Here is a 19,750-nt window from a genome sequence, read left to right on the forward strand (position 1 = left end):
AAGGGGCCCGCCTTTTTTGTGCGCAGCAGAAACCGCTGTGGAATGCCGGGTTTCAGCCGCCCAGCGCCTGGCCCATGCGCTGCAGGGCCGTTTCCAGCTGCGCCTGCGGGCAGCCGATATTCAGCCGCACAAAGCCGGGTGCACCGAAGTCGGCGCCGTCCGACAGCGCCACCCCGGCGCGCAGGAAGGCGTCCACCGGGTCTGCAGGGAGGGCCTGGCGCATATCCAGCCAGACCACATAGGTGGCCCTGGGCCGCTGATAGCCCACGGTGGGAAAATCGCGCAGCCAGGTTTCCACCCGCTCCAGATTGCCGCGCAAGTGGTCGCGCAGGGCATCCAGCCAGGGTCCGCCCTCGCTGTAGGCTGCCCGCGCTGCCTGCAGGCCGGCATAGTTCATGTCCGGCAGCAGGCCTTGAGCCTGTTGCTGAAAGCGCGCCCGCAGGGACGCATCGGGAATAATGGCCACGGCACAGCACAGGCCGGCAATATTGAAGGTCTTGCTCGGTGCCAGCAGGGTGATCGAGCGTTCGGCGGCTGCCGGCCCCAGGCTGGCAAAGGGTATGTGCCGGCAGTCCGCATCCAGAATCAGGTCGGCCCAGATCTCGTCGCTGATGATCAGCAGATCACGCTCGGCGGCAACCGCAGCAATGGCCTCAAGTTCTGCTCGGGTGTAGATCTGCCCGCTCGGGTTCTGCGGGTTGCACAGTATCAGTGCGCGCGTGTCTGATTTGAGGTCGCCGGCCAACTGATCCGGCAGGCTGGCGGGGGACATCAGGCCCGAGTGGTCATCGAGCCATTGCATCGGCCGCTGGCGCACGCGACCCATATGATAGATCGGCGGGTACACCGGCGTCTGGGTTGCCAGACCTTCCGTCCTGTCCAGCCAGGCCTCTGTTGCCACATGCATGGCGGGGACCACGCCCGGCACCCAGACCAGCCAGTCCGGGTCTGGCGTCCAGCCATAGTGACGCTCGCACCAGCTCAGGAACGCCTGTACCAGGTCGTCGGTAACGGCACCGTAACCCAGCAGACCGTTGGTGGCCATCTGTTCCAGGGCGGCTCGGACAGCCGGGGGCGCCGGGATATCCATGTCGGCAACCCACATTGGCACAATGTCTGCTTGCTCGGAGGGCTGCCACTTTTTGCTGGCGGTGCCACGCCGGTCAATGCGGATGTTGAAATCAAACTGCGGGCTGGTGGAGGTGGTCATTGGTGATCCTTGGTTCAATCGGGTTCGACTTGAAGAGTCCTGTTGTCTCGATGGTGACCATAGCGCACTCGCCTGCGGTCGGCGAGTGCATATGTGGGGGTTGCAAACAGTCGGGTGTTAATCTGAACTGACAGCTGAAGCCTTGCATTGGTCAACAGCTCAGTCAGTTTGTCCCGGTTATGATTGTCAGTATGACAATTTGTTTGTAGATTAGACCCCATAATAATATCAACTCAGTGGTAAGGATTACTCGTGCGACAAAATTTCTGGACCGGGCTGGCAGTATGTGCCTTCGCGTTGCTCGCGTTGAACTGGATTATTCCCAATTATGCCGGCGTAAACCCCATGGCGCAGATGCCGCCTGATCTGGTGCCGCGCATTGCGTCCTGGATCATGCTGATCTGCGGCGCCATTATTGTGGCCGGAGCAGTGAAGGATCTGGTCAAGGCACGGGCGCTGCCGGTTACCGCCGATATCGACTGGCCCGCTGCAGGCTGGATGATCTGGCCCTTTTTCTATGTCTTTTTCGCCATCTACCTGCTGACCCATTTCAAGATCACCCATATCGGTGCCCCCATTATAGCGGTCATGCTGATTCTGCTCGGTGAGCGGCGCTGGTACATGATTCTGGGATGCTCGGTAGTGCCGGTGGCATTGCTGTATGTGCTGTCTGTTTATCTGATGCGAGTGGGAGTGGTCTGAGCATGAATATGGATTTTGTAGCTGGCGCAATAGGCGAGGCGCTCTCAATCAGTTCCCTGATCGGCATCGGTGGCGGTGTGTTGCTGGGCTATATCATTGGCGTCATTCCGGGGCTGAATCGTTCGGTGGCCATTGCCATCGCTATTCCGTTGACGTTTTACATGTCGCCCTTTATTGCCATCTCTTTCCTGATTGGCCTGTCCAAGGGGACGGCAGCGGGCAGCGCGGTCTCGGCGATTCTGCTGAATGCGCCGGGTGAAGCATCCTCTGCCGCTACCTGCCTTGACGGTTACCCGCTGGCGCGCCAGGGGCGACCCAGAACAGCGCTCAAGGTGGGGCTGTTTGCCTCGGTTCTGGGCGATATTCTGGCCACCACCATTCTGATCTTTGTCGCCATTCCCTTTGCCCGCGTGGCCTTGATGTTCGGCCCCTATGAGATGGCGGCCATTCTGGCCTTTGCGCTGGTGTTCATTGCCGGCCTGTCCAGCGGCTCCCTGTTCAAGGGGCTGGCAGCCGGCGGTCTGGGCATCTTTCTCGGTACCATAGGCCTGGACGCCCAGACCGGTCTGCCCCGGATGACATTCGGCTATACCGAACTCATGGACGGCATGCCGCTGATTGCGGTGGCCATCGGTACCCTGGCGCTGTCGGAGATGTTTGTGCAGTCGGAGCGCCTGCGCTACGAGCGTGACAGCATGTCGGTCAAGCTGGACAACAGTGACAAGGACAAACTGGGCTGGAAGGAGTTTCTGACCACGGTGCCCAGTATTTTTCGGGGTACTGCTGTCGGTACAGTCGTTGGGGCACTGCCGGGTCTGGGGCCATCGGTGGGCTCGTTCATGTCCTATGGCATGGCCAAGAAGGCGTCCAAAACGCCGGAGCGGTTCGGCAAGGGGGCGCCCGAGGGTATTGCAGCGTCGGAGTCCGCCGATAACGCAGTAATCCCGGCGGCGCTGATTCCGCTGTTCGGGCTGGGCATTCCCGGCAATGTCTCGGCGGCGCTGCTGGTCGGTGCCTTTGCCATACACGGCATTACCGTAGGGCCTTTGCTGCTGCGCGATGAGCCGGAGCTGCTGTACTCCATCTTCGCCGGCATGATTGTGGCCAGTCTGATCATGCTGGTACTGGGCTGGTTTGGCCTGCGCATATTTGCCCAGATCACCCGTGTACCACCGCACATCGTGATCCCGATTGTCATATTTTTCTGTTTGTCCGGCATCATGCTGCAGGGCTATGGTCCCTTTGGCCTGATTGTTCTGGTCGCTTTTGCTCTGGTCGGTTTTGTCATGAAACGCTATGACTACTCCTTTGTGACCTTCCTCGTGGCTTTTATCATCACGCCCATGCTTGAACTCAATTTGCGGCAGAGCATCATCCTTTCCCGGGGTGACCCCATGGTGCTCATGAACCGTCCGATTGCCGTCTTCTTCATTGTCTGCACCATCATTGCTCTGGTTATGCTGGCCTGGCGCACGATGAAGAAAGGCAAGCCAGTTGCCGGTGCAGACCCGGCAGCTTAAACCTCAACACTCTTGAAGAGATCTACTATGAAAAAGAAACTGATCACGACCGCACTATCGACGCTGGCCATCGCGGTGGGCGGCGTTACCGCTGCACAGGCTTCTGACTGGCCCGAGCGCCCTGTCACCATGGTCATCGGGTTCAATCCGGGTGGCTCCACTGATATTCAGGGGCGGGTACTGGCCAACGTGATGGAAGATTACCTGGGCCAGCCGGTCAATGTTGTCAACCAGCCGGGAGCCGGCAGTGCCGTAGCCTTTACACGTCTGGCCAACAATACTGATGAAGGCTATACCTTCCTGTTCGGCGGTACCACGGCGCTGACCTTCACGCCCATTATCACGGATGTCGATTACGAGATTGATGACTTTGAATACCTGGCGGCGGTAGCGATTGGTCAGAATGCCATTGTTACCTCGGCTGAGCAGCCTTTCGAGACCTTTGATGACATCATCGAATATGGTCAGGACAACCCGATGACCTATGCCCAGCAGACAGCGCTGGACCAGGCCATCATCGAAAATGTAGCCGAGGAAGCCGGCCTTGATCTGTCTATCGTGCCGACTGGTGGTGGTGGCGGTATGGCTCCGCTGGTGCTGGGTAAAGAAGTCGATTTCGCCTATTCCGGCGGTACGCATGCCCAGTATACGCCGTCAGGCGAGATGGTGGTTGCCGCCTTCCTGAGTGCCGAGCGCAGCCCGTTCTACCCGGATGTGCCGACGCTGATGGAACTGGGCTATGACTACTCCATCGAAGACTACCGGACCATCATTGTGCCGGCAGGTATTCCTGATGAGGCACGCGAAGCTCTGATCGCTGCGGCCGAATACGCCTCCGAGAGTGAGCGCTTCCGTGAAACCACCGAAGACAACACCTTCTTCCCGGTGGTGTTCATCGGTCAGGATGAGATGGAAGACAACATCCGTCGTATCCGTGCAGCAACAGAAGAAGTTATGGGTGACTGAACAGTCAACCTGATCCGCAAAAGAAAGCCCGCAGCGCTCCGCTGCGGGCTTTTTTGTGGGTGTGCGGCTCGTTCTTATCGGGCGTTAGGTCAGGCCGTGCCGCGTGTCAGCGTTGACACTGACGCATCAATTTCCTGCGCAATATCACCCAGTTCCTGAATGGAGCCGCTGATCTGACTGGATTGGTCCCTGGTGCGGCTGGCGACTTCGGCCAGCACAGTCAGATTCTGGTTGATGCTTTCGGCAACCTTGCCCTGCTCCTCGGCGCCGGCAGCCACCTGCGTGGCCAGGTCATTGATGATGTCCACCGAACCGATGATCTTGTCCAGGCTATGACGACCCTCGTTGACTCGACCGACGGCAGCAGCTGTCTCGTCAAGGCTGTCTTTCATGGCTGCAATTACGGCACTGGCGCCCGACTGCACGGACTCGATGACTTCGGAAATCTCCCGGGTGGACTGCTGGGTGCGGCCGGCCAGTGAGCGCACCTCGTCGGCGACGACGGCGAAGCCGCGCCCGTGTTCGCCGGCCCGGGCCGACTCTATGGCAGCGTTGAGTGCGAGCAGATTGGTTTGTTCGGCAATGTCGCCAATCACCTGGGCCATGTCGCCTACCCGGTCTGTATCCTTGATCAGCTGTTCCAGCTTCTGGGACAGGCTGTTCACTTTCTGCTCCAGTTGTTCCATGCCTGCTGCGGCCTGAGTCATTTCCGTGCCACCTTCGCTGGCTACCTGGCGGGCGCTGTCAGTCGCCACGCTGACTTCGTTGCTGTTCTGTGCAATTTGCTGTACCGACGCCACCATCTGATGCATGGCGGTGGCCACCTGATCGGCCTGTTGCGACTGCTCGTCCGAACCGGACTGAATGGAGGTCGACGAGGCGGCCAGAACGGCAGACTGGTCCTTGAGCCCATCCACCGCTGTGATCATGCTGTGCGCAGACTGGCTGAGATGGCCCTGCAGCGACCGCGCGGTCAGCGCAAGCTGGCCCAGTTCGTCGCGGCGATCAGTATAGGGAATGGAGTGATCGAAGACGCCCTGGGTCAGCATCTCCACTTCCCGAATAAGCCGGGTCATGGGCTGAATCAGCAAGCGCCGCATCACGAAAGAAGAGCCGAGAAAGATCAGTGCGACGGAAGCCAGCAAGACGCCAAGGGTGAGCAGAAGGCCAAGTTGGGCCCGCTGCTGGAGATCATCAGAGCGCTGGGCTGCGGCCTGGGCAAAGTGCCCGGCCAATTGCTCCAGCTCTGCAGCGGGGGCCGCATTCAGACCTTCCACTGCGTTGTCGGCTGACATCATGTCCAGACCGGCGGAGTATATTTCATAGCCCTCGTGATAGCCGCGCGCCATTTCTTCATACTGGCTGAGAAACTCCTCCAGGCGCGCACGGTCCCTTTCTGTCGCGACCTCGATCATCGATGTCAGGGCGGCTGTGATGTCCTGTTCGAGCGTTTGAAATTGATCCCAGAAAAAATTGTGTTGTTCAAAGTCAAAGCCGCGGATCATCAGATAGTTCCAGGCCTGTATCTGTGCATTGAAATCCACTGCCACGGAAACTATCAGGCGCTCCTGCTCGATCTCCTGTTGCAGCAACTGCTCATAGTCACGGCTGATGTTGTTGAGTGCCAGCATCCCTGCGGCGCTGATACCCAACAGCAACAGGAAGACTGCAGCCAGGGCCAGTTGGGCCCGACTCAAAAGACTGTTGAACATGATTTAGTCACCCTGATTCACTTGGTTAGTAGTTAGGGAGTCGGCCAGTTGACGAGATACATTACAGTTTCTGGACACGAGAATCAGAAACTCAGTTGCCGGCCGGGTTCGATCTGGCGTTTGTCACTGGCGATCATGCCCAGTGTCGAGCCGGGATAGACGAGATAGTCGACGGTGCGGGTAAACAGCATGCCGCTGGTCGGTGCGGTGATGGCTATGCGTTCGGGTTTGTCCTGATCCAGCAGCACGATGTCGGCAAAGTGATCACCGGCCTGCAGGTGTTCGCCCAATTGACGATGATAGGTCACGATGCCGTTGGCTTCGGATTTCACAACCCGAACCTGGTCGACATTGATGGCCACAGTGTCGTGCTCCTGCGGCTGCGGTTCTGCCCGTACACCCGTGATATAGCCCTGCTGCTCCAGAAAAGCCAGAATGCCATCGGCATCGCGGCGGGCCAGTTCATCACTGACAGCCGTGCTGCCGCGCAGTTCCAGCGTGGCCGCAAAGCAGGGCTCGGCAAAGGGCGCCCCGGTAGCCTCGGCCACTTTGACCCAGGGTTGGGTGTGGGTGCCGTCAAAGGCGACGATGCCGCGTACATCCTCTTCCAGCCGCACCGGATAGCCAAGACAGTCCGCCAGTTGACGCCCCGTCTCGCGCTGGTGGTCACCATAGAAGACATGCGGCAGGGCTTCGTCGTCGCAATGCAGATCAAGCATCAGATGAGCATCCAGAGACTGACTGAGCAGAGCCCGGTGCAGGGCTTGTATCTCGTGCTCGCCGCCGCTGTTCTGTGCCATCTCATGCAGAGTCTCGCGCATGATGCGGTCGTTGGTGGTGGCGTCGTCACCGAGCCGATCTCTGACCTGATCCAGCAGCGCCGTGCTGTCGATGGACATGCCCCGGTTGAAGTTCTGGCCGGTCACGGCATCGTAGCGCCCGGGCACATAGCCGAACAGGCGCTGGTTCATGCCCACCGGGTTGGCGTAGGGCACCAGCACGATGCTTTCCTTCACCTGGCCTTGCGCTTCCAGTTCGATCAGGCGCTGCAACAGGTGCTGCAGAACCAGCAACCCGGGCCATTCGTCAGCGTGCAGGCCGGCGTGCAGGTAGGCCTTGCGCTCGCCGGTGCCGAAATGGTGGACGGTCAGCGCACGGTCGTGGCCGGGTGCCGGGGCAGGTAACTTGATCTTGTCGGTGCGCATGACGGTTTCTCTGTACAGACTGAATCCAGATTCTAGCGATGTGGACCTGTCAGGAACAGGGGCAGCGCGCAGACGCGACCGAAACGAGGGTAAATTGTGGCTGACAGGCAAGATGAGCGGATTTTGGTTATCATACTGCCGCATCATAAAACGGTTCGGTGGCAGCCGCAGGGCTGTGTGCACGAACCCGACCCATAAAGAGGCGACCTACTACCCATGAAACAGACTGACCAGACGCAGAGCAGTACGCGTGCCCGCAAGCGCCCCCTCTATATTCCCTATGCCGGCCCCTCGCTGCTGGAAATGCCGCTGCTGAACAAGGGCAATGCGTTTTCGCTCGAAGAGCGCCGGGCCTTCAACCTGATAGGCCTGCTGCCGCAGAATGTGGAAACCATCGAAGAGCAGGCTGAACGCGCCTATCACCAGTACCAGCAGTGTCAGAATGATCTGGATCGGCACATCACGCTGCGCGCCATTCAGGACGACAACGAGACACTGTTCTTCCGGCTGCTGGAAGATCACCTCGAAGAGATGCTGCCGATCATCTACACGCCGACCGTGGGTCAGGCCTGTGAAGAATTCTCCAACATCTATCGCAATCACCGTGGTCTGTTCATCTCCTACCCGGACCGGGAGCACATGGACGATATCCTGCGCAGTGCCACCAAGGACAATGTGCGCGTGATCGTGGTTACTGACGGTGAGCGCATTCTGGGCCTGGGTGACCAGGGTATCGGCGGCATGAGCATTCCCATCGGCAAGCTGTCGCTCTATACGGCCTGCGGCGGTATCAGCCCGGCCAATACGTTGCCCATCATGCTGGATGTGGGTACCAACAATCAGGCCCTGCTGGACGATCCGCGCTATATGGGCTGGCGCCATGAGCGCATTGGTCAGGACGAGTACGATGCTTTCCTGGAGCAGTTCATTCAGGCTGTGCGCCGCCGCTGGCCCAATGTGCTGCTGCAGTTCGAGGATTTTGCGCAGACCAACGCCATGCCGTTGCTGGAGCGCTATCGCGATGAGCTGTGCTGTTTCAACGACGATATCCAGGGCACCGCCGGTGTCTGTGTAGCCACCCTGCTGGCCGCCTGCAAGGCCAAGGGCGAAGGCATGAAGGACCAGAAGGTGGCCTTTGTGGGTGCCGGCTCCGCCGGTTGCGGCATCGCCGAGCAGATCGTGGTGGCCATGACCGAAGAGGGGCTGAGCGAAGCGGAAGCCCGCCAGCGCCTGTTCATGGTCGACCGCCCCGGGCTGCTGACCGCAGACATGGGTGATCTCTATGACTTCCAGGCCCGCCTCGCGCAGGACCCGGCCATCACCCGTGGCTGGGCCGGCAACACCCTGGTGGATGTGGTGCGGGGGGTGCAGCCCACTGTGCTGATCGGGGTTTCCGGGCAGCGCGGGCTGTTCACCGAAGATGTGATACGCCTCCTTTATGCAGGCTGCGCGCGGCCAGTGGTTATGCCGCTGTCGAATCCGACTTCCAGGGTCGAGGCGACGCCGGAAGAAGTACTGAACTGGACCGAAGGCCAGGCCCTGGTCGCAACCGGTTCGCCGTTCGCCCCGGTGACGGTCAACGGGCAGACCCATGCCATCGCCCAGTGCAACAACGCCTATATCTTCCCCGGTATCGGGCTCGGGGTGGTCGCCGTGCGGGCCAATCGGGTGACCGACGGCATGCTGATGGCCGCCTCGCGCGCACTGGCCAACGAGGCGCCCACGGTGAAGACCGGCAAGGGGCCCCTGCTGCCGGCGCTGGGTGATATCCGGGCCGTCAGTATGGCCATTGCGTTTGCCGTGGCCAGACAGGCGCAGGCCGATGGCGTGGCGCTGCAGAGCGATGACGACACCATTCGCGCCGCCATTGAAAGGAACTTCTGGGAACCCCGCTATCGCAGCTATCGCAGACGTTCGTTCTGAGGCCTCCGCCCTGTTGTGAGTCCGTGTTATGAGATAGCGGCCTGAGGCCGCTATACTGCATGCACGGTTCATACAGGGAACGGATTCTTTATCAATATGAGCATCAGTCTGCCAAGCCGCCTGCTGGCCCGGGTCATCTTGCGCTGGGTCGCAGTGACCTCAGTGGTCATGGGGCTGGTGCTGTTGGTACTGTCGACTCTGTGGGCCGATGTCGGCTGGGCGCTGCAACTGATTCCGCTGTCCGGTGCCCTGGGCGCCACGGTCATTGGGCTGGCGCTGGTGGGGGTGTGGTTGCACCGACCCTGGCTGCGGCTTTCGAGTGGGCTGGCCCTGATTCTGATCGGTGCGCTGAGCCTGCTCAGTTGGGCCGCTGCCGACTGGCTGCTGGGCATCTGGCCCGCACTGGCAGCGTTGGAGCCGGTGCGTACCGGGTCGCTGCGCCAGTATTGGCTGGCCGCGGTACTCTTTCTGACCTTCGGGCTGACCTTCCTGGTATCGCCGCAGCGTCGCCGCCTCTGGCTCGGTGTCGGCATTGCCTGGCTGCTGACCGGCATTGCCCTGATGCTGGTCCATGTCTTCTCTCCCGTAGCCCACTGGTGGGCGTCCAATGCGTCTGGTGCCAGCCTGATCAGCCTGTTTATCGTGTTTGGCGGCAGTGCGCTGATAGCCTCTGCCGGGCAGGAAGACGGGGTGGAGACGAAAGGTCTGCGCCGCGCGACCTGGTGGGTCGGTCTGGGCGGTTTCATGCTGGGCTGCATGATCTGGTATGCCCTCAGCGCCCAGCATCAGCGTGATCTGACCGCCGGTGCGGCCACGGTCGGCCACAATATGGAAACCGCCATCAACCAGTTGCTGCGGAGTCATTATGTGTCCATGAGCCGCATGGTGGCGTCCTGGTCCGGCCGCGGCCTGCTGGATGAACCCTGGGGCGAGACCGCGCCCGCCTCGGTGCAGGCAGATGCTGATCAGTTTCTCACTGACCTGCGCAGCTTTGCCGGCCTGGGGTTCTGGCTGCCGGCGCAATCCAGGTCCGAAATGCTGGTCTACCGGCACGGTGATGATGCGCAATGGGCCGAGTGGCTGCAGCAGCCAGCGCTGGGTCATTGTCGGACCGGCCAGCAATGGCGCTGCAATCTGGCCTTTGTGCCGGCCAAGGAACAAAAACCCGGCCTGTTGCTGATGGCGGTGCCAATGCACGACAGTCGGGGCCCGATCGGCATGCTGCTGGGCATGGTCGATTTCGACACCCTGATGACCAACCATCTGCATCTGGAAGCCTACCCCTACGTACTGACTGTTCAGCAGGGTACTGAAGAAATCTATCAGCACCGCCCTGCTCAGTTGTCGGCGTCGGAAGAGAGCCGGGCAGGTGAGCTGCTGTACTACCGCGAGGCTGCCCTGTTCGACCAGCAGGTATTCAGCATAACGGTGCATCATGGTGACTCCATGGAAGCTGCGCGCCTGCCCAACCTGATTCTGCTGGCTACCCTGGTTAGCCTGCTGCTGAGCACCGTGATCGCGCTGACGCTGGAACTGGCAGCGACCAACGCCAGTCGTTCCCGAGCCCTGTCACGCTCCATCATGCGGCAGCGGCAACTGAGGCGCATCGAGGATATGGTGGCGCGCGAGCAACCGCTTGCAGACATCGGCCGTGCGGCAGCGGACCATCTGGTGCGGCAGCTTGAGGCCAGCCAGTGCCTGGTGGTGATGAAGCCTTCCCTGGTCAACAGCGACCCTTTCGAGATGGCTGTCGCGACGCTGGATGGCGTCGACCCCGAAGTGTTGCTGCCTGACCCGGATCTGTACCACACCCCACTGCGCCAAGCTCTGCATACTGCACAGCCACTGCTGGTTCCGGATCTGGAAGACGAATCGCGCTGGCCGGAATTCAACCGCCGGGCGTTGCGGGCCGGTTACAGGGCGGCGTTGGTATTTCCGGTGCTGACAACCGGCCGAGAAGTGCTGGGGGTGCTGGCCCTGTTCCGTATTCAGCCAGGTGTTCTGACAGGGGAGGAACAGGGCGACATCGACGATGTATCGCCGCTGATCGGGCTTGCGGTGGAGCAGGAACGCAGCAAATCCGCTCTGGTCTATGCCTCGCGCTATGATGTGCTGACGGAACTGCCCAACCGGGGCTATCTGCAGCAGCGCCTGATTCAGTGGGTGCAGCAGGCAACCGAGCGCGCCGAAGGTCTGGCCGTACTGTTTATCGATCTGGATGGCTTCAAACCGGTCAACGACAGCCTGGGCCATACCATGGGTGACCAGGTACTGCGCCAGGTCGGCCAGCGTTTGCAACAGGTGTTCCCCAGCGATACTTTTGTATCCCGCCTGGGCGGTGATGAATTCGTGGCGCTGGTGCCGGAGTATGCGGGTGCGGGCACTGCAGGCACCGACCATTTGATTGTGCAGGCGCTGGAGATACTGGCACGGCCATTCGTACTGGCCGACCTGCAGGTCTCCCTGACCGCCAGTGTCGGTGCCACCCGCCTGTATCCCGGACAGACGCCACCGGACGATCCGTTGCTGCTGTTGCAGCAGGCCGATCTGGCCATGTACAAGGCCAAACGCGGCGGCCGCAACCATTTCGAGTGGTATCTGGAAGGGGACCAGTCGCGTCAGCATCGGAAGGTGCAACTGCGGCATGATCTGCAGCAAGCGCTGATCGACGGTGAGTTTCGTCTGCACTACCAGCCCATCATCAGCCACACTGACGCAGTGATTGCTGTCGAGGCCCTGCTGCGCTGGCAGCACCCGGAACAGGGCATGATTTCGCCCAGCGAATTCATTCCGCTGGCAGAGGAGACCGGACAGATCATCCCGCTGAGCAACTGGGTGCTGGATCAGGTCTGCCGGGATGCCCGGGTCCTGCGCCAGCAGTGGCCATTGCAGGTGGCTGTCAATCTGTCACCGTTGCAGTTTCTGCGGCCGCAATTCCGGCAGCAACTGATGGAGGTGGTGGCGCACTACGAGCTGCCACCGCAGGCACTGAACCTGGAACTGACCGAACACACCCTGGTGGAAGACCCGGAGCAGGCGGCGACCACGCTGCGTGAGCTGCAAAGTGCCGGCTTCGGTATCTCCATTGATGATTTCGGCACCGGTTTTTCCAGCCTGAGCTACCTGAAATGGCTGCCGGTTTCGGCTCTGAAGATTGATCGCAGCTTTATCCGCGACATGCAGAACAGCCCGCGTGAACTGGCCCTGGTGCGGGCCATCATCGACATGGCCCATGAACTGGACCTGACGGTTGTTGCCGAAGGCGTCGAGCGGCGCGAGCAAGCGCAGGCACTGCAGTCTCTGGGCTGCGACTGCCAGCAGGGCTACTACTATGCCCGGCCCAAGGACTTCACGGCCCTGCTGGTCTGGTTACAGTCACGCGGCCATTGGCGCACCGGCTCGATGGGCTGAAGCGGCGCCCGGGTTCAGTCGAGCCGGTCCAGATCCCGCACGGCACCTCGGTCGGCACTGGTGGCCAGCATGGCATAGGCCTTCAGCGCCGCAGAGACCTGACGCTTGCGCGGTGCCGCCGGTTTCCAGGCTGCAGCCCCCCGGGCTTCCATGGCGGCCCTGCGTTCGGCCAACTGGGTCTCGCTGAGCTGCAGATTGATGGCGCGGTTGGGAATATCGATCAGGATGGGGTCGCCTTCCTCGACCAGCCCGATGGCGCCACCGGCGGCGGCTTCCGGAGACACATGGCCAATGGACAGGCCGGAAGTGCCGCCGGAGAAGCGGCCATCGGTCAGCAGGGCACAGGCCTTGCCCAGCCCCCTGGATTTCAGATAGCTGGTCGGGTAGAGCATCTCCTGCATGCCGGGGCCTCCTCTGGGGCCCTCGTAGCGGATCACCACCACATCGCCTTCCTGTACCCTGCCTTCCAGTATGCCTTCCACGGCGGCGTCCTGGCTTTCGAAGATGCGTGCCCGGCCTTCGAACACCAGAATTGACTCGTCCACCCCAGCGGTCTTGACCACACAGCCGTCTTCGGCAATGTTGCCGTACAGCACCGCCAGGCCGCCCTCGCGTGAGTAGGCATGCTCCAGATCCCGAATGCAGCCCTGCGCGCGGTCGCCGTCCAGGGTCGGCCAGCGCGCCGCCTGACTGAAGGCGGTCTGCGTGGGCACACCACCCGGCCCGGCACGGAAGAACTCCTTCACCGCAGGGTCATCGGATTGCATGATGTCATGGCGCGCCAGGGCGTCTTTCAGGGTTGGGCTGTGTACCGTGGGGACATCGGTATGCAGCAGCCCGGCCCGGTCCAGCTCGCCCAGAATACCCATGATGCCGCCGGCCCGATGCACATCCTCGATATGGTATTTCTGCGTATTGGGCGCCACCTTGCACAGCTGCGGCACCGCGCGGGACAGACGATCAATGTCCTTCAGATCGAAACTGGCTTCGGCTTCCTGCGCCGCCGCCAGCAGATGCAGAATGGTATTGGTGGACCCGCCCATGGCGATATCCAGCATCATGGCGTTCTCGAAGGCCTTGAAGGAGCCGATGCTGCGCGGCAGTACGCTGGCGTCGTCCTGCTCGTAGTAGCGGCGCGTGATGTCAACAATGCGCTGCCCGGCTTCCTCGAACAGACGGCGGCGGTCGGCATGCGTGGCCACCACGGTGCCGTTGCCCGGCAGGCTGAGACCGATGGCCTCGGTCAGGCAGTTCATGGAGTTGGCGGTGAACATGCCCGAGCAGGAACCGCAGGTGGGGCAGGCGGAGCGCTCGACTTCGGCCAGGGTGTCGTCATCCACGCTGTCGTCGGCCGCCATCACCATGGCATCGACCAGATCCAGCCCGTGATCGATCAGCTTGGTCTTGCCCGCTTCCATGGGCCCGCCGGATACGAAGATGGCCGGCACATTGAGGCGCATGGCGGCCATCAGCATGCCCGGGGTGATCTTGTCGCAGTTGGAGATGCACACCATGGCATCGGCACAATGGGCATTGACCATATACTCCACCGAATCGGCAATGATGTCGCGGCTGGGCAGGCTGTACAGCATGCCGTCATGGCCCATGGCGATGCCGTCATCCACCGCTATGGTGTTGAACTCCTTGGCCACCCCGCCGGCCTTCTCGATCTCGCGTGCCACCAATTGGCCCATGTCCTTAAGATGCACATGCCCGGGCACGAACTGGGTGAACGAATTCACCACGGCAATAATGGGTTTCTGAAAATCGTCATCCTGCATGCCGGTGGCGCGCCAGAGCGCCCTGGCGCCGGCCATGTTGCGGCCCTGGGTGGTGGTGTGAGAACGGTACTTGGGCATGGAAGGGTCCTGTAGTCAGTGCGGGTCCGGGCGTTATTGGAAGGTGATCAGTTTAGGTGAAAGCGGGGCCGGGGTGAAGCAACAACAATCTGGCAACCTTGCTTTTTGACGGCCCCCATAATGAGAACTGGTGCACAAAACCGAGCACTCGCAACGGTTCATTGACGATTCCTTTGCGAAATGGTGCTAGGTTTTTGAACAGTGTCTCGATTTTTCAGGGCACAAGGACAGTTGAATAGCAAAAGGTAATTGTTATGAAGTTCCCGCACTCTCCGAGCCTTCGGCTCAATCGTTTCGTACCCTTTCATGCAGGTCATACCGGCCACTTCACAGTCAAAAGAGCCCTCGCAGCCGTGCTTACGCCGCTGCTGCTGGCCCTGACAGCGCCGGCGCTGACCGCCTGCAACAGTTCTTCATCGGCCAGCGCGCCAACGATAGAAGACATCAGCACCCGCTACCGGACTAACCACGTGGACTACAGTATCCAGGCCGGGGCCGATAGCACCTTCACCTCCACGCTGCAGGTGTATGTCTCAGCCAGCAGCTCGGGAAGTACTGACGATATCACCCTGGTCGAAGCGCAATTCGCCGGGCAGGGGCGCGATATCGTGCATGATCAGCGGTCCTCCACCGACGCAGATGATCGGGTGAATGGTCTGTTCAACGGCTATTTCAGGTCGCTGAACTACTACAGCACGGGGGATCAGAAGAACCGGCGTGAACTCGAAGGGCACCGGGTGTTCGTGACCAACAGTGACGGGCGCACCACGTCGCGCGAGTTCGAGTTGACCATCCCGGAGGGCTGGGCCAGTGGCCATGAGTCCTTTGTCTACGACAACGAGTATGACGAGGACGACAAGACGGACGGCATCCCCGGCCTGGGCCCGGTGGAGGTGGATGACCTGAAGATTACAGCGGATGAAGTCTCCTTTGATCTGAGTACGGATGAGAATGAGACTGAGGCTCGTTCGGAGAGCATGCTGATCCAGTTCTTCAAAAAGGACGAAGACAACGACAGCTACTACCCCCTGGCGAACAGCCGGCGTGTGCTGCAGGATGATGGCGAGTACACCACCGATGGTCAGCCGACAGAGGTCCAACTCGCTCGCAATGACGAGGACGACATAGTGCTCTCCCATTATGCGATGGACAACAACCTGGACCTGGAAGACGCCACGCACTACTTCCTGGTTCACCATGGCCCGCCGGTGGATCTGATGGTCGACGGTGCGGCTCTGCGCGGCTGGCCGTTCCTGTACTGGTCCGGCTGGATCGAGGTGCCTGAGGATTGATATCCTGTCGACACAGGCTTGCCTGAGCGCAGCGGAATGGGTCAGACTGACTTTCTTTCCGCTGCTTGACCAGAGGCCGTGTCGACTACTTCTTCCGAAACCACCCAGCCCGCAATCAGCCGCCGCCGTGACCTCGCCGGCGGCCTGATTCTGCTCGGGTTGCTGGTGCAGATACTGAGCTTTCTGCCCGCACTGGAGCTGACCCGCTTTGCCAGCTATACGCTCTGGCTGGCCACGGCACTGCTCTGGTTCGATATCCCCAGGCGGACCCGCCAGCAGTCCGGCGTCTTGCTGGTGCTGGGGGTCGGCTTTCTGGTGCTGGCGGCGTGGCGCCATGGTGCAGAGGTTGACTGGGCCGGCAGTCTGACCGGCAATGTCTATGTGGTGGCCATGCTGCTCGGCGTCAGCTTTGTGGGGCTGATTGGCGGGCAGGCGACCCCCGTGGCTGACCGGACCGCCGAGCGCACCGGTGCCGGCGCCCTGTTTCGCACCTGGCTGGGGGTGCACGTGCTGGGCATTGTGCTGAACCTGTCGACGGTGTTCATGGTGGGTGACCGGCTGGCGCGCCAAGGCGAGCTTCGGGTACCCCAGTTGCTGATGCTGAATCGGGGTCTGTCCAGTGCGGCGCTCTGGTCGCCGTTCTTTGCGTCGATGGGGGTGGTGCTGACGCTGGCGCCCGACATGCAGTACAGCCGCATTCTGATCGTCGGCCTGCCACTGGCCGCCTGTGCCGGCCTGATCGCCATTGTGGACCTGCGGCGGCAGTTTGATCTGTCCACTGTGACCGGTTTTTCCCTGGCCCCGCGCAGCCTGCTGATGCCGGTCGCCATGGCCGTGCTGGTGTTGCTGTTCTATCAGGTCATTACGCCCGGGCTGGGCATCGTCAGCATCATTACCTTTCTGATGCCGGCCACTGCGCTGGCCAGCCAACTGGTGTCGGGGCCAAGGCGGGCGCGCCGCCAACTGACATCACATGTGCGTCAGCGGCTGCCCATGATGCGCGGTGAAATCAGCCTGTTTCTGGCCGCCGGCCTGCTGACCCTGGGGCTGTCGACCTATGTGGAAGCCCTGACCGGCAGCCAATGGACCCTGTTTGCCCGCTTCGGCACGCTGGAGGCCATGGCGAGCCTGGTGGCGATAGTGGTCAGTGCCGTGCTGGGACTGCACCCCATCATCGGTATTTCGGTGCTGGCGTCGATGCTGCAGTTGTCTGCCCAGGAGCAGACCCTGTTTGCCTTTGTCGCCCTGGGGGCCTGGGCGATAGGCACCAGTGTGGGGCCGTTGTCGGGTATCAATCTGTCCCTGCAGGGGCGTTATGGCATCAGTGGTTTTGTGATGATGCGCCACAATCTGGTCTATGCGCTGAGTCTGCTGGTGCTGGTACTGGCGGCCATAGCGCTGACGGGCCGCTGGGGCTGAGCGTCTATTCCTCTTCTGCGGGGCCTTTTCCTCCGGCATTCTTGCGCACTTCGGGTTGTTCCAGCAGTTGCAGTATCTCGTCCAGTGGCATCGGGTGCCCCAGGTGAAACCCCTGTACTTCGTCGATGCCCAGATTGCTGACAAAGGCATACTGCTCCGCCGTCTCCACGCCCTCAGCGTTGGTGATCAGGTTCAGCGTGCGCCCGATCTGGGCTGCGGCCTGCACCACGGCCAGAGCGGTCGGGTTGCTGTCCATCTCGCGGATGAAGCTCTGGTCTATCTTCAGCTTGTCGACGGGCAGGCGCGTCAGATAGCTGAGCGATGAGTAGCCGGTGCCGAAGTCATCCAGAGAAATACTGATGCCCTGCATCCGCAGGTCTTCCAGCGCGCCTATGACGCGATCCGTATGTTCGAACATCACCCGTTCGGTGAGCTCAATGGACAGGTTGTGGCTGCACTCTTCGAGTGCCCGGGCGACCGGGCCGAACAGCAGGTCCAGACTGTCGTTGTTGAAATGATGGGCCGACAGGTTGAAGCTGACTCGAATGTCACGCCGGTGCCGGGTCAGCAGCGGGCACAGTGCCGTAGCCTGCTGAATGACCCAGGCGTCGATATCCGCGATCAGGCCGCAGCGCTCGGCCAGCGGAATAAAGACCGCCGGACTGATCATGCCTTCCGGCGTGGGCCAGCGCAGCAGTGCTTCCACCGCTATGATGCGGCCGGTATGCGCGCTGTAGATGGGCTGAAAGTGGAGTGCCAGGCTGTCATCGGCCAGCGCCTGCTCAAGGCGGTTTTCCAGATCCTTTTCGTGCTGCAGTTGCAGGTGCATGGACTCTTCATACAGGCGATACCCGGCCCGGCCGCCGCGCTTGCAACTGTACAGCGCCAGGTCGGCGGCCCGCATGATGGCCTCGGGCAGGCTTTCTTCGGAGTGCTGTTCCATCTGGGAGCTGTGCACCACGCCCAGGCTGGCGGTGACCTTGAGCCGATTGTCCTCGTGCAGGTATTCACGTCCTGCCCGTTGGATAATGCGCTGACAGAGCTGATCCAGATCGTCAGCCGACAGGGTGTGATTGATCAGAATGGCAAATTCATCGCCGCCCAGGCGGAAGGTTTCGTGCGGCAGGTCCAGCGGTTTGCGCAGCCGGCGACCGACCTCCTTCAACAGGGCATCTCCGACCAGATGGCCCAGAGTGTCATTGATATCCTTGAAGTGGTCCAGATCCAGAAACAGTACAGTGAAGGGGACGGTGTCGGGCCCGTCTGCACTGTGCTGTTCCAGTTGCGCCTGAAAGCGACTGCGGTTCGGCAACAGGGTCAGAGGATCATGTTCAGCCAGAAAGCGGATTTCATTCTCGGCTTGCACCTGCTCGGTAATATCGAAGATGGAACCTTCGATAATGGAATCGGCCGGAGTGCTGCGGCTGATGTACTGTGCGCTCATCAGCACCCAGATCAGGTGGCCGTCAGCGCGGCGAAACTGGACGCGCTCATTGACCACGCGCCCGTACTGGGCCAGTTGGGTCAGCAGGCGACGTCGAATGGAAGGGTCGGCGTAGATATCATCACCGATGCTCTGCACGCGGGTACGCATTTCAGTCGGACTGGTGTATCCCAGCAGGCGGGCAAACATCTCGTTGATGCGCAGTAACACCCCACCCTCGGTGGACTGGTACAGACCCGCCTGTGCGGTATTGAACAGACGCTCATAATCGCTTTCAGCCTGCTGTCGTGCCAGTTCGGATTGTCTCAGGGCGGTCACATCCGCCACCGTACCGATAATGTGTTCTATCTGTCCGGCGTTATTCAGCACAGCCCGGGCGTTCTGGCGTACCCAGATGGACTCGCCGGATTTGCCGAACATTTCGCACTCGAAGCCCACCACTTCACCGGTCAGTTTCAGTTGGTCCACAAAATGGGCGCGGTCTTCCGGGTGGCGGTAGATGTCCCGGGCCACCTGCTGGATGTGCTGGCGCATTTCCTTCGGTGTCTGGTAGCCGAACGTGCGGGCCAGCGACTGGTTGGCGTAGATGATTTCGCCGGCGCGACTGGTCTGGTAGATGCCGTCGACAGAGTATTCCAGGATGCGCCGATAGTTTTCCCGCTCCAGCAGTGGATAGCACAGCATGACGACCAGGGGCTGATCATCGACCGGCGTGATTTCCCAGCGCAGAAAGTCGCCTTCGTATTCCCGTTCCAGTTCCACAGGCTGTTGCGCCTGCAGCCAGGCCGGCAGCTCCAGTTGCCAGCCGTCGGGCAACAGTCCGGACCAGTCCCGCGCGCGCGTGGTCTGCAGCAGTTGCTGCGCTGCCGGGTTGCAATGACGCAACTGTCCGGACGCATCGGAGACCAGCGCAGCAAAGTGAAGCCTGTCAAGACTATGGCACAACTCGGCCAGCAGACCCGGGTCGATGTCTGTGTGATCAGTTTGTTGATATGGCAACTTCAGTACAACATTATTATTAGAATGACCCTAGCTTAGACCAGAACGCACTCAGAAATCGATGGGGTGTTCGAAATATAGTTGGGTG

12 protein-coding genes are annotated in these 19,750 nt (G+C 61.0%); 7 read left to right on the forward strand and 5 right to left on the reverse strand.

The window, feature by feature from the left end:
- Positions 1 to 52: 52 nt before the first annotated feature.
- Complete coding sequence (locus tag E4656_RS10280) at positions 53 to 1,210, reverse strand: MalY/PatB family protein (RefSeq protein ID WP_135483136.1); 1,158 nt, start codon at positions 1,208 to 1,210, stop codon at positions 53 to 55.
- Positions 1,211 to 1,462: 252 nt separating this feature from the next.
- On the opposite strand from E4656_RS10280, the gene E4656_RS10285 reads away from it, so the two are divergent.
- Genes E4656_RS10285 through E4656_RS10295 form a run of 3 tightly spaced genes read left to right on the forward strand, consistent with a single transcriptional unit; the run spans position 1,463 to position 4,398 of the window.
- Positions 1,463 to 1,912: a tripartite tricarboxylate transporter TctB family protein gene (locus E4656_RS10285; protein WP_135483137.1), complete on the forward strand. Its 450-nt coding sequence runs from the start codon at positions 1,463 to 1,465 to the stop codon at positions 1,910 to 1,912.
- 2 nt (positions 1,913 to 1,914) lie between these two features.
- Entirely contained in the window at positions 1,915 to 3,432 is a 1,518-nt protein-coding gene (locus tag E4656_RS10290) for a tripartite tricarboxylate transporter permease (protein WP_135483138.1), read from the forward strand.
- A 27-nt stretch (positions 3,433 to 3,459) separates the two neighbouring features.
- Positions 3,460 to 4,398: a Bug family tripartite tricarboxylate transporter substrate binding protein gene (locus tag E4656_RS10295; protein WP_135483139.1), complete on the forward strand. Its 939-nt coding sequence runs from the start codon at positions 3,460 to 3,462 to the stop codon at positions 4,396 to 4,398.
- Between the two features lie 89 nt (positions 4,399 to 4,487).
- Here the strand turns inward: E4656_RS10295 and E4656_RS10300 are convergent, their stop codons facing one another.
- The gene (locus E4656_RS10300) at positions 4,488 to 6,110 is read right to left on the reverse strand and encodes a methyl-accepting chemotaxis protein (protein ID WP_135483140.1); all 1,623 of its coding nucleotides are present in this window, start codon (positions 6,108 to 6,110) and stop codon (positions 4,488 to 4,490) included.
- Positions 6,111 to 6,193: 83 nt separating this feature from the next.
- Positions 6,194 to 7,315: a succinylglutamate desuccinylase/aspartoacylase family protein gene (locus tag E4656_RS10305; RefSeq protein ID WP_167856018.1), complete on the reverse strand. Its 1,122-nt coding sequence runs from the start codon at positions 7,313 to 7,315 to the stop codon at positions 6,194 to 6,196.
- A gap of 216 nt (positions 7,316 to 7,531) precedes the next feature.
- Here E4656_RS10305 and E4656_RS10310 point away from each other — a divergent pair, with 216 nt between their 5' ends.
- Both E4656_RS10310 and E4656_RS10315 read left to right on the forward strand, forming a co-directional pair.
- On the forward strand, positions 7,532 to 9,238 hold the full coding sequence (locus E4656_RS10310; protein ID WP_135483142.1) for an NAD-dependent malic enzyme: 1,707 nt from the start codon (positions 7,532 to 7,534) through the stop codon (positions 9,236 to 9,238).
- Between the two features lie 96 nt (positions 9,239 to 9,334).
- Positions 9,335 to 12,649 carry an EAL domain-containing protein gene (locus E4656_RS10315; RefSeq protein WP_135483143.1) on the forward strand — a complete coding sequence of 1,105 codons (3,315 nt, stop codon included), beginning with the start codon at positions 9,335 to 9,337 and terminating at the stop codon, positions 12,647 to 12,649.
- 14 nt (positions 12,650 to 12,663) lie between these two features.
- On the opposite strand, the gene ilvD is transcribed toward E4656_RS10315, so the two are convergent.
- Positions 12,664 to 14,508: a dihydroxy-acid dehydratase gene (gene ilvD, locus E4656_RS10320; protein ID WP_135483144.1), complete on the reverse strand. Its 1,845-nt coding sequence runs from the start codon at positions 14,506 to 14,508 to the stop codon at positions 12,664 to 12,666.
- Positions 14,509 to 14,861: 353 nt separating this feature from the next.
- Between ilvD and E4656_RS10325 the strand changes: the two genes are divergently transcribed.
- Positions 14,862 to 15,800 carry a hypothetical protein gene (locus E4656_RS10325; RefSeq protein ID WP_135483145.1) on the forward strand — a complete coding sequence of 313 codons (939 nt, stop codon included), beginning with the start codon at positions 14,862 to 14,864 and terminating at the stop codon, positions 15,798 to 15,800.
- 78 nt (positions 15,801 to 15,878) lie between these two features.
- Positions 15,879 to 17,219, forward strand: a complete 1,341-nt coding sequence (locus E4656_RS10330) for a hypothetical protein (protein ID WP_240753959.1) — start codon at positions 15,879 to 15,881, stop codon at positions 17,217 to 17,219.
- 4 nt (positions 17,220 to 17,223) lie between these two features.
- On the opposite strand, the gene E4656_RS10335 is transcribed toward E4656_RS10330, so the two are convergent.
- A complete protein-coding gene (locus E4656_RS10335) occupies positions 17,224 to 19,662 on the reverse strand; it encodes a sensor domain-containing protein (protein ID WP_135483146.1) in 2,439 nt (812 codons plus the stop codon).
- Between the last annotated feature and the right edge of the window lie 88 nt (positions 19,663 to 19,750).

This window comes from Natronospirillum operosum, assembly GCF_004768465.1.
In the GTDB taxonomy this organism is placed as follows: Bacteria; Pseudomonadota; Gammaproteobacteria; order Pseudomonadales; family Natronospirillaceae; genus Natronospirillum; species Natronospirillum operosum.

Coding starts and splice junctions, on each gene's coding strand:
- E4656_RS10280 (WP_135483136.1), bottom strand. CDS start 1,210: ATGACCACCTCCACCAGCCCGCAGTTTGATTTCAACATCCGCATTGAC.
- E4656_RS10290 (WP_135483138.1), top strand. CDS start 1,915: ATGAATATGGATTTTGTAGCTGGCGCAATAGGCGAGGCGCTCTCAATC.
- E4656_RS10295 (WP_135483139.1), top strand. CDS start 3,460: ATGAAAAAGAAACTGATCACGACCGCACTATCGACGCTGGCCATCGCG.
- E4656_RS10300 (WP_135483140.1), bottom strand. CDS start 6,110: ATGTTCAACAGTCTTTTGAGTCGGGCCCAACTGGCCCTGGCTGCAGTC.
- E4656_RS10305 (WP_167856018.1), bottom strand. CDS start 7,315: ATGCGCACCGACAAGATCAAGTTACCTGCCCCGGCACCCGGCCACGAC.
- E4656_RS10310 (WP_135483142.1), top strand. CDS start 7,532: ATGAAACAGACTGACCAGACGCAGAGCAGTACGCGTGCCCGCAAGCGC.
- E4656_RS10315 (WP_135483143.1), top strand. CDS start 9,335: ATGAGCATCAGTCTGCCAAGCCGCCTGCTGGCCCGGGTCATCTTGCGC.
- ilvD (WP_135483144.1), bottom strand. CDS start 14,508: ATGCCCAAGTACCGTTCTCACACCACCACCCAGGGCCGCAACATGGCC.